General features: G+C 38.2%; 15 protein-coding genes. 7 read left to right on the forward strand and 8 right to left on the reverse strand.

Annotation, left to right across the window (positions count from 1 at the left end; genetic code table 11):
- The first annotated feature begins 430 nt into the window (after nucleotides 1-430).
- Nucleotides 431-646: a DUF3820 family protein gene (locus tag PALI_RS12055; protein WP_077537299.1), complete on the forward strand. Its 216-nt coding sequence runs from the start codon at nucleotides 431-433 to the stop codon at nucleotides 644-646.
- 109 nt (nucleotides 647-755) lie between these two features.
- Here PALI_RS12055 and PALI_RS12060 read toward each other — a convergent pair whose 3' ends face one another.
- The 5 genes from PALI_RS12060 to ilvY all read right to left on the reverse strand — a co-directional run bounded on the left by PALI_RS12060 (nucleotide 756) and on the right by ilvY (nucleotide 5,144).
- Entirely contained in the window at nucleotides 756-1,997 is a 1,242-nt protein-coding gene (locus tag PALI_RS12060; protein ID WP_193156013.1) for an ATP-binding protein, read from the reverse strand.
- Nucleotides 1,998-2,023: 26 nt separating this feature from the next.
- Nucleotides 2,024-2,716 carry a response regulator gene (locus PALI_RS12065; RefSeq protein WP_077537297.1) on the reverse strand — a complete coding sequence of 231 codons (693 nt, stop codon included), beginning with the start codon at nucleotides 2,714-2,716 and terminating at the stop codon, nucleotides 2,024-2,026.
- 14 nt (nucleotides 2,717-2,730) lie between these two features.
- Nucleotides 2,731-3,111, reverse strand: coding sequence for a DUF3019 domain-containing protein (locus PALI_RS12070; RefSeq protein WP_226894547.1), 381 nt, complete (start codon nucleotides 3,109-3,111; stop codon nucleotides 2,731-2,733).
- A 1-nt stretch (nucleotide 3,112) separates the two neighbouring features.
- Entirely contained in the window at nucleotides 3,113-3,991 is an 879-nt protein-coding gene (locus PALI_RS12075; RefSeq protein ID WP_193156014.1) for a MipA/OmpV family protein, read from the reverse strand.
- A gap of 247 nt (nucleotides 3,992-4,238) precedes the next feature.
- Entirely contained in the window at nucleotides 4,239-5,144 is a 906-nt protein-coding gene (gene ilvY / locus PALI_RS12080; RefSeq protein ID WP_193156015.1) for an HTH-type transcriptional activator IlvY, read from the reverse strand.
- Nucleotides 5,145-5,282: 138 nt separating this feature from the next.
- On the opposite strand from ilvY, the gene ilvC reads away from it, so the two are divergent.
- From ilvC to PALI_RS12095, 3 genes are all read left to right on the forward strand, one after another.
- A complete protein-coding gene (ilvC, locus tag PALI_RS12085; RefSeq protein ID WP_193156016.1) occupies nucleotides 5,283-6,755 on the forward strand; it encodes a ketol-acid reductoisomerase in 1,473 nt (490 codons plus the stop codon).
- Nucleotides 6,756-6,900: 145 nt separating this feature from the next.
- Nucleotides 6,901-8,820, forward strand: coding sequence for a methyl-accepting chemotaxis protein (locus tag PALI_RS12090; RefSeq protein WP_193156017.1), 1,920 nt, complete (start codon nucleotides 6,901-6,903; stop codon nucleotides 8,818-8,820).
- Nucleotides 8,821-10,029: 1,209 nt separating this feature from the next.
- Nucleotides 10,030-10,941 carry a M20/M25/M40 family metallo-hydrolase gene (locus PALI_RS12095; RefSeq protein ID WP_193156018.1) on the forward strand — a complete coding sequence of 304 codons (912 nt, stop codon included), beginning with the start codon at nucleotides 10,030-10,032 and terminating at the stop codon, nucleotides 10,939-10,941.
- Here the strand turns inward: PALI_RS12095 and PALI_RS12100 are convergent.
- Nucleotides 10,905-11,228: a GIY-YIG nuclease family protein gene (locus tag PALI_RS12100; RefSeq protein ID WP_193156019.1), complete on the reverse strand. Its 324-nt coding sequence runs from the start codon at nucleotides 11,226-11,228 to the stop codon at nucleotides 10,905-10,907. The genes PALI_RS12095 and PALI_RS12100 overlap by 37 nt on opposite strands.
- Nucleotides 11,229-11,334: 106 nt before the next feature.
- Between PALI_RS12100 and PALI_RS12105 the strand changes: the two genes are divergently transcribed.
- Nucleotides 11,335-11,694: an outer membrane protein assembly factor BamE gene (locus PALI_RS12105; RefSeq protein ID WP_077537290.1), complete on the forward strand. Its 360-nt coding sequence runs from the start codon at nucleotides 11,335-11,337 to the stop codon at nucleotides 11,692-11,694.
- 56 nt (nucleotides 11,695-11,750) lie between these two features.
- On the opposite strand, the gene PALI_RS12110 is transcribed toward PALI_RS12105, so the two are convergent.
- Nucleotides 11,751-12,074: an RnfH family protein gene (locus PALI_RS12110; RefSeq protein ID WP_193156020.1), complete on the reverse strand. Its 324-nt coding sequence runs from the start codon at nucleotides 12,072-12,074 to the stop codon at nucleotides 11,751-11,753.
- Nucleotides 12,071-12,511, reverse strand: a complete 441-nt coding sequence (locus tag PALI_RS12115; RefSeq protein WP_193156021.1) for a type II toxin-antitoxin system RatA family toxin — start codon at nucleotides 12,509-12,511, stop codon at nucleotides 12,071-12,073. The genes PALI_RS12110 and PALI_RS12115 overlap by 4 nt, the downstream gene beginning before the upstream one ends.
- A gap of 135 nt (nucleotides 12,512-12,646) precedes the next feature.
- Here PALI_RS12115 and smpB point away from each other — a divergent pair, with 135 nt between their 5' ends.
- Nucleotides 12,647-13,126, forward strand: a complete 480-nt coding sequence (smpB, locus tag PALI_RS12120) for an SsrA-binding protein SmpB (RefSeq protein ID WP_138585169.1) — start codon at nucleotides 12,647-12,649, stop codon at nucleotides 13,124-13,126.
- A gap of 609 nt (nucleotides 13,127-13,735) precedes the next feature.
- Nucleotides 13,736-16,327 carry a TonB-dependent receptor gene (locus PALI_RS12125; RefSeq protein WP_077537286.1) on the forward strand — a complete coding sequence of 864 codons (2,592 nt, stop codon included), beginning with the start codon at nucleotides 13,736-13,738 and terminating at the stop codon, nucleotides 16,325-16,327.
- The last annotated feature ends 14 nt before the right edge of the window (nucleotides 16,328-16,341 follow it).

Consider the following 16,341-nt stretch of genomic DNA (forward strand, 5'->3'; position numbering starts at 1 on the left):
CATTGAATTTACAGCAGACTGTTTGATATTTAGGCAAGGCAGAGCCTATATAATGTGGTTGCTCCCATAAATGGGGCAATAAAGTGGCTGCATAAATACCAAACATGCACGGCCCTATGAATTCGTTCTAGGGCTTTATTATTAATAAAAACAAAAAAGCAACTCTATTTACATTCCTTTACAAGCTAAGTAAACAACCCTAAAAAAAACAGGTACACTGTAGTATTGATTAAATAAGAATCTATGTTCCAACAATAAATTAATTTTCAATCGACTAATTAATGTTCCACATGATCATATTAATCAATATAAAATCCTAAATGTAAGGGCCTACTCCTTATACAATAGGCTGTTTCTTGCCCGTCACAGCCTATTTTATCTCTTCTAAATGCCATACACTAAAGCTCCTTTTGTATGTTTAGATGAGCCAATGGATCCAAAACAATTAAAAATTGCTATAAATACAAAAATGCCTTTTGGTAAATACGCAGGCCGGCCATTACTGATGTTGCCCGAGCCTTATTTAGTTTGGTTTAAACAACAAGGATTTCCTGACTCTAAGCTTGGGAGTCAATTAGCGATGATGTATGAAGTAAAGCTCAATGGACTAGAGCAAATGCTAATGCCCTTATTAGACAAAAAATAAAATAATTAGAAACTTTTTTAAAAGTATACGGTCTATTACTTTGCTACTTGTTGATTTTGGTTTCCAACCATAAAAAACGCCTTCGGGCGTTTTATCTTTTTATTAGAGCCTATTTGTTTATAGGTAAGCTAATAATGAACTTAGCCCCATTAAGAGCCGAATCCTCAACACAACATCCACCTTGATGCCATGAGACTATTTTAGATACAATGGCAAGCCCAAGGCCAAAACCCCCTGTTTGTTTACCTCTACTCTTATCTAGACGTGTGAAAGGCTTAAATACATTTTCCCGATCTGTTTTAGCAATCCCCATCCCATCATCTTCAACAATAAAGACGATAGCGTGCTGCTCAGTTCGCAATGTTATTTTTATTTGATTTGTTGCATATTTAAGCGCATTACCGATTAAATTTTGAAATGCTCTGGCCATAAAATGACAATCGCATCTATAGTTTAATTCATCTGGTAAGCTATAAATAAGATCCACTCGTGTATCAAAATTTAATTTTTCCACACTTGTTTTAACCAATTTGACCAAGTCACAATTAGCCGGTTGTAAACTCGGTTGCTGGGAGTCTAATCTCGCATAATCAAGCATTTCAGAAACTAACAACTCTAATTCACTAATATCCATTTGCATATTAGTTAAGTATTGATCATTTCTTTCATCCAGAAGTTGGTCTTGTAGTATGGCGACGGCAAATTTTAAACGTGCCAGTGGCGTTCTAAATTCGTGAGAAACAGATGAAGTGAGCTCTTGTTGTGCTGTTAATAAGAACGTTATGCGCTGCTGCATTACTTTTAAAGTATCGGTAACAGGCAAAAAAAATGATTTAGACGTGTTAGTTAATTGAAAATCCTGTAAACCTTCCACTGCCTCACACGATTGTCGTAACTTCGAAAAATCGCGCCAGAGTAAAAAACTCCAAAGCCCGACAGGAATACCAACAACTATGAGCAATAACAGGTATGGCCAAACAGAGGGAGGTTCAGACGTGATAACATCAATAGGACCGACTTGTAGCAACTCCGTTGAATTTAATTGTATATACCAAACAATGCGTTGCTGTTTATCATATAAGTAGAGATAATGATTGTTAGTTAGTTGCGTTTGCTGCTGCTGAGGTAGCATTAAATCGTGCTGGGCAATAATATGGCTTTTAAAATTATTTTTTAGTTTTTTCAAGCCATTTGGTGTTTGAGAAAGCAACAAAAGCGATTGGCCAAACTCGTCATCTAATAGTACTTGTTGTTGCGATTCGTCGTATGGCCACAGTTGTTCAATAACACCGCTGACTACGAATAAAGAAACAATGATGTAGACATACAAACTTGCAAACAATTTTCCCATTAAAGACGATTAACCCTAAACATTAATTATAAATCCCACGCATCAGAAACAAATAAATACCCTTGCCCCCACACCGTTTTAATACGATACGGCTTATCGCTGTTATCACCTAGTTTTTTGCGGATCCGAGATACTCGTACGTCAACTGTCCGATCAAGCCCATCGTATTGACGACCTATCATATGTTGATGTACATGCTCTCTACTGAGTACTTCACCAGCATTTGATGCTAGTAACCAAAGCAATTCAAACTCATGGGATGTAAGAGTAATTTCGGTATCACTTAATTTAACTATGCGGCTTGTTTTATCAATTATTAAATCGCCAAACTGCAACTCGTCATTTACTCTTTCTATGGGTTTCCCCCTGCGTAATAATGCATTGATTCTGGCCAACAGTACACGCGGCTCTGCCGGTTTTATAACGTAATCATCAGCGCCGAGTTCCAAGCCAAGAACTTGGTCAAAATCCTCTCCTTTAGCTGTAAGCATTAGAATCGGTAAAGTATATTTATCACGGACTTGACGACACACACTAAAGCCATCTTTGCCTGGCAACATAACGTCTAAAATAATTAAATCTACTGTATTATTTTCAAGGTAATTCAATACTTCATCACCGCGATCTAACACAGCAACCTCTAAACTATTATGTTCAAGATAATCTTTTGTTAATTGTTGTAAGCCTAGATCATCTTCAACAAGTAGAATTTTTGGCATTGGTTGCTCCTAATTTAAAAAAAGCTCCACGGTGAGCGAAGCCTGCGCTTATTTTTTTTAGCATGAGCGCTTTGCACTTCAACTTGTGTTTTTGCTAATAGCACACCCGTCTGAGAATTGATTAAGGAGTATATGGTCTCTACATGAACACGCGCTTTATAATTAAATTGCCCTGAACGTTGCTGTTGCCAGCAATGTATTTTCTCATTTTGCTGATACAAACAAGCATCAACAATCTCATCTAAACGCCAATTAAATTGTAAATCAAGATCGCAAAACTCTTGCTGCTCAGAAACCACACATACTTTAGGAGAAACGCTAAAGGGCGCAGCCTGCGTCGTACTAAGACCACTAAACACAAGCGCAGTAAACACAATAAACATTAAATACTTCATATTAAAACGTATGATCTAATCCTATAAAGGCTGTCATCGAATAAGTACGTTCAAAGAGCGGACTGCTATCCATAGCTGAATAGTCATAATAGGCTAAATGAAAACGAAGAGAGTTAGCCTTACTCAATGGCCAACGGGCATCGATTTTAGCATAAGGCTGCCAACTACTACCAACGTCTATTTTACCAAACTGAGTTTCACCTGCTTTCAACCCATAAAAATAGTTATTTAGCTCAGCCGATTTATAATTAATACCCATCGTCTGTTTTAATTTAAGTTGACCTATTTGCGTATGATGTTGCCACTGCATTGCAGCATGTATTCCATTATAAACACTCGTTATGTCGTGTAATGCTTGAATAGAAAATACATTCGCATCATTTTTTACATAGTGATAAGCAGCACCAACATCAAATGTAATATGGCGTTTTTGTACATCGTTTATATTAGCGTATTTTGCCGGTGAAGAATTGCCTTCATCTACGACTTGATTACTTAATGAACTACTGGATAAAGAAAATATATTTCTAGGGTGCCAATTGATAAAAAAACGAGACTCTGTATTTAACTCACTTACAAAGTTAAAATGATGCTTTGGAGTTTGTACGAGTGAATACCCGAGTCGACCATTATCAAAAAACCATTGCTCTGCATAAAAAGCAACTTGCGGGATTAATACTAAAGGAATGTTATTACCACCGCGCAAAGGGTTTGTAATAACGCCGATCCCAGCGCTCAAACTTAAATGCCATTGCTCGGTAGCTATATGTTGATTTTTAAAACCATCCTCGGGGCTATCGCTTTGCTGCGAATAGGCAGAAAAGCAAGCTACTAGAGTTGCATAAAGTATGGTTTTTAATATCAAAGAATTAAACCGCATCAGTAATATGTCAAAAATTTAAATAAATAAGCTGTTTATAATAGCAAACTCGTTTTGAACTAGCTGTAGCTGGTTACAATCATTCACAATTTGTATACGTATTTATTAACTTTTTATTTCATTTACGTTTAAAGATGAGAAGAATACGTAAGCAATACAGCACAATTGATAAGTAAATCTTTAGCATTAGACAATATTACACGGCTTGGGCTAAAGCCATTTATTGGACCTATTTATTCATGATGTATTATATTGCTTTTGCAGCTAACGTCTGGGCAATATTCCATAAAGCACTGATTGCAGGATCATTTAGTTCCTTTTTTAACACAGCCAAACCTATATCAAATCCATCCGGTGCTTGCATTTTTGGTGTTAATATTTGTACTTTATCTTGTAGTGGACTGTTATCGAGTACTATTTTAGGCACCATCGCAACACCGAGCCCTAGACTCACCATAGATACCATTGCTTCATGCCCTGCAACGTGCGCATAAATTTTTCCGTGAATATTATTTTTGCGCCACCAATGCTCTAACCTTTGGCGAGAAAAGCCTTGCTCGGGAACGATAAACTCAAGCTCAGACCAATTAATATCATCATTGCATTGTGTTAATTTTTCGGTGATTGGACACTGAATTTTTGGCCCAATAAATAATAATGGAGAATAACCTATCTCTACAAAGGCAATTTGTGCTGGTAATTTACTTGGTTTAGCGGCAATTGCCATTGACTCATGTCCATCAAGTACCCGATTGATAGCCAAAGCGGGATCGCCAGTATTCAATGTTATTTCTATATACTGATGCTGTGCACGAAGTTGTTCCAATATTTGATGCAAAAAGCTATAAGACGCGGTAACCGAGCAATAGATACTCACATTGCCATAAATATGCTGCTGAGGGTCTTTTATATTTGCTTTAAAGCGCTGCCAATTAGCGAGCGTTGCTGTGGCGTAATCAATAAACAACTCCCCTTCTCGCGTTAATTTTACACTGCGGTTATCACGGATAAATAATGCCCCGCCCACCTCTTGCTCCAAGTACTTGATGTTGCGACTCAGCGTAGGTGCACTTATATGGCAAAGCTCACTTGCGCGTGCAAAGTGGAGTGTTTTAGCTAAAGCTAAAAAGTAGTTTAAATGTTTATGATCCATACCAGACCCTGTATTTCATATTATGAAACACTTTAATTCAAATATATCATTTTACGCAAGTAACGATTTTGCATATGGTGTTTGTAAGCGCAGTAAACATTGCGCATCTAACAAACATGACTTTATAGGACATTAACAATGGCGAATTATTTCAATACCCTACCTTTACGCGAGCAATTAGCGCAACTAGCGCAATGTGAATTTATGGACGCAGGCGAATTTGCCGATGGCGTTGACGTACTTAAAGGTAAAAAGCTCGTTATTGTCGGTTGTGGCGCACAAGGTTTAAATCAAGGTTTAAACTTACGCGACTCTGGTTTAGATGTTTCTTACACATTACGCGCATCAGCTATTTCTGAGCGTCGCCAATCATTTTTAAATGCATCTGAAAACGGCTTTACTGTTGGTACTTATGAAGAGTTAATTCCCACAGCAGACGTCGTACTTAACTTAACACCAGACAAACAACATACCGCTGTAGTAAGTGCCATTATGCCGCTTATGAAAAGAGACTCCACACTTGCTTACTCTCATGGCTTTAATATTGTTGAAGAAGGCATGCAAGTACGTGAAGACATTACCGTAATCATGGTTGCGCCTAAGTGCCCAGGTAGTGAAGTACGTGAAGAATACAAACGCGGTTTTGGGGTTCCAACTCTAATTGCTGTTCACCCAGAAAATGATCCTCAAGGTAATGGTCTAGCACAAGCTAAAGCGTATGCAGCGGGTACTGGCGGACATCGTGCTGGTGTACTTAAATCATCATTTATTGCTGAAGTTAAGTCTGACTTAATGGGCGAGCAAACCATTTTATGTGGCATGTTACAAACAGGCTCTATTTTATGTTTTGATAAAATGATAGAAAAAGGCATTGATGCAGGTTATGCGTCAAAACTAATTCAATACGGTTGGGAAGTAATTACCGAAGCACTTAAGTATGGCGGCGTTACCAACATGCTTGACCGCCTTTCAAACCCTGCAAAAGTAAAAGCGTTTGAACTAAGCGAAGAGCTAAAACTGATTATGCGCCCGCTTTATAATAAGCACCAAGATGACATCATCGACGGCACTTTCTCACGCACTATGATGCAAGACTGGAATAACGATGACGTGAACTTACTTAAATGGCGCGCAGAAACAGCTGAAACTAACTTTGAAAAAACTCCAGCTGGCGAAGTAGAGATTTCTGAACAAGAGTTTTTTGATAACGGTATTTTAATGGTGGCAATGGTTAAAGCAGGTGTTGAACTTGCCTTTGAAACCATGACAGCAGCGGGTATTATTGAAGAGTCGGCCTACTACGAATCATTACACGAAACACCATTAATCGCTAATACTATTGCGCGTAAAAAGCTGTTTGAGATGAACCGTACTATCTCTGATACTGCAGAGTACGGCTGTTATTTATATAACCATGCATGTTTACCATTACTTGCAGATTTTATGAAAAGCGTTGATACCGACATTATTGGTAAAGGCCTTGGCGAGCACAGCAACCAAGTTGATAACCAAACATTAATTAAAATCAATGCAGCTCTTCGTGAACACCCTGTTGAAAAAGTAGGTGCTAAATTACGTGGTTACATGTCAGCAATGAAAAAAATTGTATAACCCTAAACTTTAAAATTTCGCTTGTTAGAAACCAAGCCCATGTGTTTTACATATGGGCTTTTTTATTTACCTAGCCACAGATTAGCCCAAAGCAAATATTGTGCTAATATATCAATCTATTTAGTTGTAAAAATAAATTACTATAATGATGTTACAAAACCTTTCTATTACTCAAAAAATCACCGTTTTAGGCAGTAGCATTGCTATTTGCGTTGCGGCACTTATCGGCTTGACCTCTGTATACAGTTCTAAAGATATCATTGAACAGCGTATGATTGAGTCTGAACTACCAAGTAAATTACAAACTATAAGTAATCATGTTGGAGGTGAAATAAACACTCTTATCGGAGCCGCCGAGCAACTTTCATCAAACGAATTTATTTTGCAATGGGCGCAAACAGATAGCAAGAACGACGCTCTATTACTTAAAGAGTTAAATCGCTTAGTTAATCAATACGATTTAGCGACTGCATCTTGGGCTAATAGAAACACTGCGCAATATTGGAATCAAAATGGCTTTTTACGCGTTTTACAAAACGATGCAGCCGATGGCTGGTTTTTTGCGTTTAAGCAATCAAAGCTACCTTATTCTATTAGCATCTATCAAGAGTCAGCCAACGATGTGAAAATGTTCATTAATCATCAGCAGCCTAATGGTACTGGCTTAGCGGGCCTTGCAAAAAGTATTACCGAAATGCAAAAGCTGCTGCAGCAATTCAAAATAGAAAAAACTGGCTATGTTTTCATAGCAGATAAGCACGGTTTAATACAACTACACAAAGATGCCAGTAAAGTTGCTAAAGTTAATATTGATGACTTATACGCATCTGATATGCATCGTAAGTTGCTAAGTAGTGCCAGCTTTGCGCTAGAAGAAATAAACTTAAATGGGCAACCGACGCTTGTTGCTGCAACGCCTATCAAAAACACTGATTTATATGTGGTTGCTCAAGTTCCTAAAAGTGAAGTATTTTCAAGCGTTAACAAACTACAGTGGCAAATTTTTACTTTTACACTTATTACTGCGCTCGTTGCCAGTATAATAAGTTACTTACTTGCGCGTTCACTTTCATCCCCTTTATCTAAAATGGCTGAACTTTTTTCTCGCTTAGGTTCTGGCGACGCTAATTTAGCGTATAGACTCCCTGAATCAAGCCAACCAGAACTAAATTATTTAAGCGACGGTTTTAATCAATTTATCAATAAAATAGAAACCGCCATTAAGCAAGTTGCGAATGAAAGTCGGGATATCAGAACAAGCTCTGACCATGTGTTTGAACAGACTCAACGAAACTCATTAGCTATTGATAATCAAAAAGAGCAAACAATTTCTGTTGCTGCTGCAATAAACGAAATGGGTGCGACCGTTCAAGAAATAGCCCAAAGTGCTGCAAAAGCTGCAAAACTAACCGATAACAGTCGTGAAAACACAGAGCAGAGCCATCAACAAGTATTGCAGAGCCAGACGACTATTTCAGCACTTGCCAGCGATATTGATGGAATAACCGAGCAAGTTACCCTGCTTTCTAAAAAAACAGTAGATATTGCAAGTATTGTTGACTCTATCAGGGCGATCTCCGAGCAAACAAACTTATTAGCGCTTAATGCAGCTATTGAATCGGCCCGTGCAGGTGAACATGGCCGTGGTTTTGCCGTTGTTGCTGATGAAGTACGCGCGCTTGCAAATCGCACCTCGCAATCAACGACTGAAATTCAATCAATGATTGAAGAGTTAACAAGAATTTCTGATGATGTCGTTAACGATATAAGTCAATCTAAAGATAAAGCTCAGCAAAGTGTAGGTGCAATGCAAAGCTCAGTTGAGTTGCTTGAAACCATAACTGAGACCGCGAATCAAGTGAATGACATGGCAACTCTAATTGCAACAGCCACTGAACAACAAAGTAATGTGGTTGCTGGTGTGGGCCGTAATATTGAACAAATTAGCGAAATTAGTGACAAAGCAATGAGCGAGCAAATTAGCACTGAGCAAGCAATCCGAGATTTAGCAAACAGTGCTCAAACTCTTGACACCTTAGTAGCCACCTTTGAAAGGAATCGTTAAATACCTTTAGTGACATACATACAACACCTTCAAGAGAAATAGTAACTACACTTATTAAAGTAGTTTTTTGGAGGTGTTTTATTAAAAACAATGGCTTTTATTTTCTGTTTTGTATGGTATTTATTTTATTTGCATGTAATTCCTGCCAAATAGCCCTCAATTAAACTCATTCAAAAAGCAATATTTAGAATGCACGCTATTGACCCCTGATGAGGTTTTCAAGCTAAGTGATAATCTTACCAATCAACTTAGAAGTCATACCGATTCGCTTAATTAAGTGATCTATTTTGAGGTAAGAAAATTGTGTCGATAACAAGTCAAAAACCCCGTTATTAAACAGTTCTATATCAGAATTTTTAACACCGTTAGCGTCAGATTTATTCCCTCAAATTGATCAAGTATTTTTGCGGGTTGGTATGATTTAAAGAGCCAGAATTCGGTGTATAAGGTTAGCTCAAAACATAATCGATTTTTTACTATCGAATCAATCAGGACCGACAATCATCACTTCACAATACTTAAATGCTAATTGCCTAGCGTTATCTATAATGACGCATAGCAGAATAGTTAAATATTGAAAAGCGCTTTCAAAGGTTCATATTCCCGAATACTGGCCACATTAACTTCTGCATAGACAGCAGTTTCAATCCCTCCAAAGAAGCGATCTTTATGTATAAAGGCAATAAATATTTAACGATTAACTTCAAACTCAATACTAGGGCGTGCTGACCTTTCGTGATTAATTTTGCAGGAGACTGTTTGGTATTTAGGCAAGGCAGAGCCTATGGTGTGTGGTTATTCCCCATAAATAGGCGATAACGCAGCATAAATGCCAAACATGCGCTGCCCTTTGGGTTCTTTCTAGGGACAATTAACTCTTTGTTGCTCGATTTTTACTTAGCCCACTAGGTTACAAACCTCGCGCCGCGATTCAATCGCCCCTAGATTGAACAAATTTCAATCCACAAAGATCAACACGCCCTAATAATTTGATTACGCTAATGCATTAAAGCATTATAAAAAACGTATACACTTAGTCCCTTACTTTACGATAGGCATTTTGGTCAAGCACGCGTGTACTTATAATTGGGCGATTTTAAAAGCCAAATTTCATCTTAAGCAAGCTAATAAAGAAACCTATTTTTTATATTATAAAAAACGCTATGGCAGTAAACTAAATATATTACGTTCATTAACTAAGGAAGCTAGATGGCCATTAAACGACTCATATTTTTCATCATAGCGTTAGCTAGCGCTAACAGCCATTGCAATACTCTTAAAAATCAATTAATCGAAGATTTTAATTATTTAGCAAGTGATGAGCTAATGGGCAGACAAACAGCCTCACAAGGGGCCAAACTAAGCCGAGAATATTTAATGCAAAGGCTATCCTTACTCGATTTAGAAGTAACTGAGCAATATTTTACCTATAAACCCACCCTATTTAAGAAATCTGAAGGTATTAATATCGTCGCTCAGTCACCAAAAAAGCTACCGAAGGTTATTATTACTGCACATTATGACCATTTAGGAAAACGAAATGGGAAACTTCACCTGGGGGCCAATGATAACGCAAGCGGTGTTGCTGCAGTACTATATTTAGCTGCGTCATTACACCGTACCCCCCTTCCATTTGAGCTTGTATTTGTATTTACAGATGCTGAAGAAAATGGTTTGTATGGCAGCCTCCACTTTGCAGAATCAATTAATCCTAAAGATGTTATTATGAATATAAATCTAGATATGCTTGGCGTTAAAGAGCGAAATAAGCGTTTATATGCATTAACATCTTATTCGTTAAAATCCCATCTGCAGCCTATTTTTAGTGATTTAAAAAATATAGGCATAAATCTCAAACCTGCCTATTCATCTAAACAAATGAATCGCTTAACTAGGTCACAAAACATCGATTGGCACAGAGCCAGCGACCATTACTCATTTGCTCGTAACAACATACCTTATGTATACTTTGGAATGGGGCATGATAGCTATAATCACACCGCAAAAGACACAATGGAGCACATTAATATACATCTTTATATCAACACAGTAACAATGGTAGAGGCATTTATTAAGCATTTAGCTCAGGTATCGCTCGTTGGTTTAAAAGTTGATACATAGGCTTCTTTTTTAGCTCTTGTCAGTTTCTTTATCTGATATTCCAACTTGCTTGCTTCACTTTTACTGCCTACTTTTTGTTGATGGACCAGCAATAGTGGCCCTTTTCCCCTAAGGTTTTTAGCACCTTTACCCACTTGATGAGTAATCATACGCTTATCTACATTTGTGGTAATTCCTGTATACCAATGCCCAAAACGTGTTTGCACTATGTATAAGTACCAAGTAGAAGTACTTTTAACGTTATTATCTTCAATTGACTGTAAACTTTTTTCATTATCAATGGTCAAAACATTACCTTTGCACCCTTAACAAAAAACAATTGCTAAAAGGGTTTTACCTTCAGTGACTAATCGGTATCATACAGATTATAAAAAATAAGGATCACAACTAACAATGCAGTCGTTAAAAACTTTTTCTCTTTGGCTTATCGTTGCTCTAACTCTTAGTACAGCTGCGGGCTGCTCAAGCTGGGTATACAGAATCAACATCCCTCAAGGTAACTTTTTAGAGCAATCTGATGTTGAAAAACTTCGTGTTAGTATGACTCGAGAGCAAGTTATTTATGTACTAGGTAAACCGATTGCCGAAGACGCCTTTGACAAAAATACATGGCGTTATGTTTACAGCTTCAATAAAGGGCGTAAAAACGAGCAACAAAAATCATTAGTTATTAAGTTTGAAAACGAAAGACTAGTATCTCTTGCGGGTGATTACGATCAACCAGAAAATTTCAATACGCCACTAGAGCAATAATACTCCAGTTATGCGTTAATAAAAAAGTGAGCCATGCTCACTTTTTTATTTATAGACTAGCGTTCTAATGGTCGCCCACCTGTCACTTTGTTTGCTCGCCCCTCTTCTTTTGCTTTTTCAGCGCGTTTTCTGCGCGCATCTTTAGGATCTGCAATTAATGGACGATAAATTTCAACTCTATCACCATTTTTAAGCTCTTGATTTAATTTAACTGTTCTATTCCAAACACCTAGAGTTAATGAAGTAGCCTCTATTTCTGGATATTTTTCTATAATGCCCGATTGGATAACAGCCTGCTCTGCCGTTGTCCCTTCTATAACGTCAATTGATAAACACGTTGCCGTCGTTGGTAACGCAAATACCACCTCAACATTAATCATACTCGTACCCCATAAACTTGCTTTGCACGATTAGTAAATGCACTCACCATATTTTTGGCTACATCATTAAATATTTTACCAAAAGCAAGCTCGATTAATTTGTTTGAAAATTCAAATTCTAGCTCTAAATGAACTTTGCATGCTTTAACATCAAGCTCTTGGAAGTGCCAACGCCCTTTTAGCATTTTAAACGGGCCATCAACAAGGCATAGCAATACAGTTTGCTCATCAACAAAGGTATTTTCTGTGGTAAACCATTTTTTTATACCCGCCTTGGATATTTCTAAACTCGCGGTCATGTTATTATCGTGCTGTGAAATAATTTTTGAGTCTGAGCAATTTGGTAAAAACTGTGAATAAGCCTCTACATCATTAACTAGATCAAACATCTCTTTAGTGCTGTACATAACCAGCGCACTTTTTTCTATTTGTGGCATACTCGCTCCCAACTGTGTGGCCGAATTTTAGCAAGCTTTGCGCGTTTCCCCAAATTTTCATATGGCTTAAATTTTAAAAATATTATTAAAGAAATCGATGTAAAACATCTCACATTACGTATATTATAGGTCACTATGGCTAAGAAAAATTCATCAAAATCGACAAGTAATACCATCGCGCTAAACAAAAAAGCGCGACATGAGTATTTTTTACACGATAAGTTTGAAGCGGGTGTTGAACTACAAGGCTGGGAAGTTAAAAGTATTCGAGCTGGTAAAGTAAATATCACAGAAACTTATATTCATCTTAAAAATGGCGAAGCATTTTTACTTGGCGCTCAAATTCAGCCACTTAATAGTGCATCGACCCATGTTATTTGCGACCCGTTACGTTATCGTAAATTACTATTAGGTAGACGCGAACTTGACCGTTTACTCGGCGCTACAGAGCGTGATGGCTACTCTTTAATTGCCACCGCTATGTACTGGAAAAAGTGCTGGGTAAAACTTGAGTTTCATTTAGCTAAGGGTAAAAAGCTACATGACAAACGTGACGACGGGAAAAACAAAGATTGGTCTCGTGAAAAAGAACGCTTAATGAAACACAAAGTATAACTTTAATGCCTAACCTTGTTAGGCATTTTTATTTTATAAATATAAAAATCAAAGTATAAATAAATTATTTAAATCTTATATTATGTCAGGCATAGCTTTATTTAGTTGTGCGATAATTATCAAGCTCCCCCCGATTTCCCTTAATCTAAAAATTCCACAGCCCATAGGGCCTGTTGACCTTTCAGGATTAAAATTTGTTCAATCTAGGGGGGATTTAATCGCGGCGCGAGGTTTGTAACCGAGTGGGCTAAGTAAAAACAGAGCAAAGCTTCCGCGTCCTGCTCACGCCCTTTACCTAGAGCCATGTAGGTAACAAAGAGTGAATCGTCCCTAGGACGAACCCAAAGAGCAGCGCATGTTTGGCATTTATGCTGCGTTATCGCCTATTTATGGGGAATAAGCACACTACACAGGCTCTGCCTTGCCTAAATACCAAACAGTCTGCTGCAAATTCAACCTCGAAAGATAAACAGGCCCTAGACAGATAAAAAAGCGTCTAGTCAGTACTTAAATCAAAACCTCAGCAATTGCCAACAATTAACTTACATGATATTAATATGAACGCTTACAAATAAAATAAATTTACAAAATATCAACAAGGATTTAAGGATGAAGCAATCAATAGCATTTGCACCAAGCATTATTGCGGGCGCAACACTCGCATTATCAGCAGGTTTTACAACAACAACTTATGCCGCTGAAGAAGTAAAAAAAGTAGAACGTATTGAAGTAACTGGTTCTCGTATTAAGCGCTCAGATATAGAAGGACCTTCTCCGGTTCAGTCAATCGGTAGAGCTGAAATCGAAAATATGGGTTACGACAACCTGCAACAACTTCTAGAAAGAATGCCTGTAGCGGGCAGCGGTACTTTCTCTACCCGAGGTAACAACCAAGATTCAACCGCTAACGGTTCCGCGGCAGTAAGCTTAAGAGGCTTAGGTGCCGATGCAACTCTGGTACTAATTAATGGTCGTCGTGTATCAATTAGTGCCTTTGCTGAGGGCATTACAAATTCATTTGTAGATATAAATAGTATTCCTGTATCAGCTATTGAGCGCATTGATATACTAAAAGATGGTGCATCAGCTATCTATGGTTCAGATGCAGTAGCGGGTGTGGTTAACGTTATTTTAAAGAAAGATATTGATGGTGTTGAGATTAATTTAGGCTATGGCGGTACAGATGGTCCAAATTATGAAGAAACAACAGCAAGTCTCGTTTGGGGTACTACGAGCGAAAAAAGTAGTGCATCAGTTATTATCGATTATTTTAAAAACACATCCCTTTCTTCTGACGAAATGGGCCGTCTTGGCACTGCAAACCAAGCACCGTATGGTGGTGAAGATTTCCGTTCATCTCGTGGTTTTCCAGGCTACTTTTACGTGGATGGCGTTAAAACAATCGACCCTGCCTGCCCTGCTGAAAATGCAACTTCAAGTGGCAGCTGTTTATTTGATTACGGCCCATATGGATATGTTGCCCCTGCATCTGAGCGTGTAGGCGCTATTTCACAATTTGAATACCGCTTTGATAATGGTATTACTGGCTTTTTAGAAATGGCTGTTCAGCATAATAGCTCTGTAGCTGCAGGTGCACCAACACCACTTGATGAAGATGCAGGATTAACCGTACCTGCTAGTCATCCAAATAATCCATTTGGTGAAGACATTAAAATTGGTCGTTACCGTACAGTAGATGCAGGCGCTCGCCAATGGAATATTGAGTCAGACACCTTACGCTTTGTTGCTGGATTAAAAGGTGAAATAAACGATTGGAGCTGGGAGACAGCAGTACAAAAAGGCCGTAGTAAATCACTACAAACGGGCGATCGTACACAAGGCTGGGTACGCACCGATTTCTTACAACAAGAAATTGATGCGGGTAACTATAATCCATTCGGTGGCACATATAACGATCCTGAAGTGATTGACAGAATCACAACCAGCTTAGTGCGTCGTGGTGAGTCTCATATGACTTCTTTTGACGCCAACATTACTGGCGAAGCATTTAGTTTCGGTGATGATGTAGTGATGATGGCTGCGGGTATTGAATATCGTGAAGAAGACGTAAATGATATCCCTGACGATCAATTTCAACGCGGTTTAATATTTGGTACAGAGTCAGTATCGGCATCTGCTGATCGTGAGCAATACGCAGCCTATGTTGAGTTTTCAATTCCGCTTGCTGAAAACCTTGAGCTGCAATTAGCAGGTCGCTACGATGACTATAGCGACTTCGGTACAACAACAAATCCAAAAGTAGCTTTGCGTTGGGCACCCACTGACGAAATAACTGTTCGTGGTTCTTGGGCACAAGGCTTTAGAGCGCCGTCACTAGCACAAATAGGCTTAGGCCCATCACAAAAAAGTCAGTTTTTTGTAGACACATACCGCTGTCAGGCAACGGGTAAAGACTGTACCGCACTCGATTACAATATTGAGTTTTCAGGTAATGCAGACTTACAACCAGAAGAGTCTGAATCGTGGAATGTTGGCTTTATTTGGGCACCTACAGCGGAATTTGGTTTAAGCGTTGATGTGTGGAGTATTACTCAAGATAACAAAATCGATGAAGAAGAATTTGGCCCTATTTACGCTGCAGAATGTGGTAATCAAAATAGTACCGTGTGTGTTCGTTTAGCGCCTACTGGCGGTGCAAGCTTGGGCACAATACAAAAAATACACAGTACATTTAAAAACTTATCATCGCAGGAAGTATCTGGTGTTGATGTTTCAGCAAACTATAATCACTCTCTAGATGACTTAGGTTTACTTAAATTTAATCTAGAGTGGGCATATCAAGATAAGTTTGAAAAAGATGGCCGTGATTACACTGGTGAATATGGTTACCCAGAACACCGCTTCATTTTCTCAACTAACTGGGAAATTGGTGAGTTTAACACCAACGTAAATATCAGTTATGTAGGTGAATTTGAAGATACGCCAGATATCGACTTTGACGGTAATTTAGATTTTGACAGTAATACATCACGCATGATTGATTCACAAACATTGGTTGATTTACAAACCTCATATCGTATAACTGAATCGGCTAAAATATCGCTCGGTGTTAACAATTTATTTGATGAAGAACCACCATTTGCAATTGGTGATGGAGATGGCGATTTATACGGTTATGCATCGGGTGTGCACAATCCTCGTGGCCGTTACTTCTATACTAAAGTAAGCTTATCTTTCTAAATAAAGACACATAA

It is taken from the genome of Pseudoalteromonas aliena SW19 (assembly GCF_014905615.1).
In the GTDB taxonomy this organism is placed as follows: domain Bacteria; phylum Pseudomonadota; class Gammaproteobacteria; order Enterobacterales; family Alteromonadaceae; genus Pseudoalteromonas; species Pseudoalteromonas aliena.

Bases quoted from the DNA above. Each gene is read 5' to 3' on its own strand.
- PALI_RS12055 (WP_077537299.1), top strand. From the start codon at position 431: ATGGATCCAAAACAATTAAAAATTGCTATAAATACAAAAATGCCTTTT.
- PALI_RS12060 (WP_193156013.1), bottom strand. From the start codon at position 1,997: ATGGGAAAATTGTTTGCAAGTTTGTATGTCTACATCATTGTTTCTTTA.
- PALI_RS12065 (WP_077537297.1), bottom strand. From the start codon at position 2,716: ATGCCAAAAATTCTACTTGTTGAAGATGATCTAGGCTTACAACAATTA.
- PALI_RS12070 (WP_226894547.1), bottom strand. From the start codon at position 3,111: ATGAAGTATTTAATGTTTATTGTGTTTACTGCGCTTGTGTTTAGTGGT.
- PALI_RS12075 (WP_193156014.1), bottom strand. From the start codon at position 3,991: ATGCGGTTTAATTCTTTGATATTAAAAACCATACTTTATGCAACTCTA.
- ilvY (WP_193156015.1), bottom strand. From the start codon at position 5,144: ATGGATCATAAACATTTAAACTACTTTTTAGCTTTAGCTAAAACACTC.
- ilvC (WP_193156016.1), top strand. From the start codon at position 5,283: ATGGCGAATTATTTCAATACCCTACCTTTACGCGAGCAATTAGCGCAA.
- PALI_RS12090 (WP_193156017.1), top strand. From the start codon at position 6,901: ATGATGTTACAAAACCTTTCTATTACTCAAAAAATCACCGTTTTAGGC.
- PALI_RS12095 (WP_193156018.1), top strand. From the start codon at position 10,030: ATGGCCATTAAACGACTCATATTTTTCATCATAGCGTTAGCTAGCGCT.
- PALI_RS12105 (WP_077537290.1), top strand. From the start codon at position 11,335: ATGCAGTCGTTAAAAACTTTTTCTCTTTGGCTTATCGTTGCTCTAACT.
- PALI_RS12110 (WP_193156020.1), bottom strand. From the start codon at position 12,074: ATGATTAATGTTGAGGTGGTATTTGCGTTACCAACGACGGCAACGTGT.
- PALI_RS12115 (WP_193156021.1), bottom strand. From the start codon at position 12,511: ATGCCACAAATAGAAAAAAGTGCGCTGGTTATGTACAGCACTAAAGAG.
- smpB (WP_138585169.1), top strand. From the start codon at position 12,647: ATGGCTAAGAAAAATTCATCAAAATCGACAAGTAATACCATCGCGCTA.
- PALI_RS12125 (WP_077537286.1), top strand. From the start codon at position 13,736: ATGAAGCAATCAATAGCATTTGCACCAAGCATTATTGCGGGCGCAACA.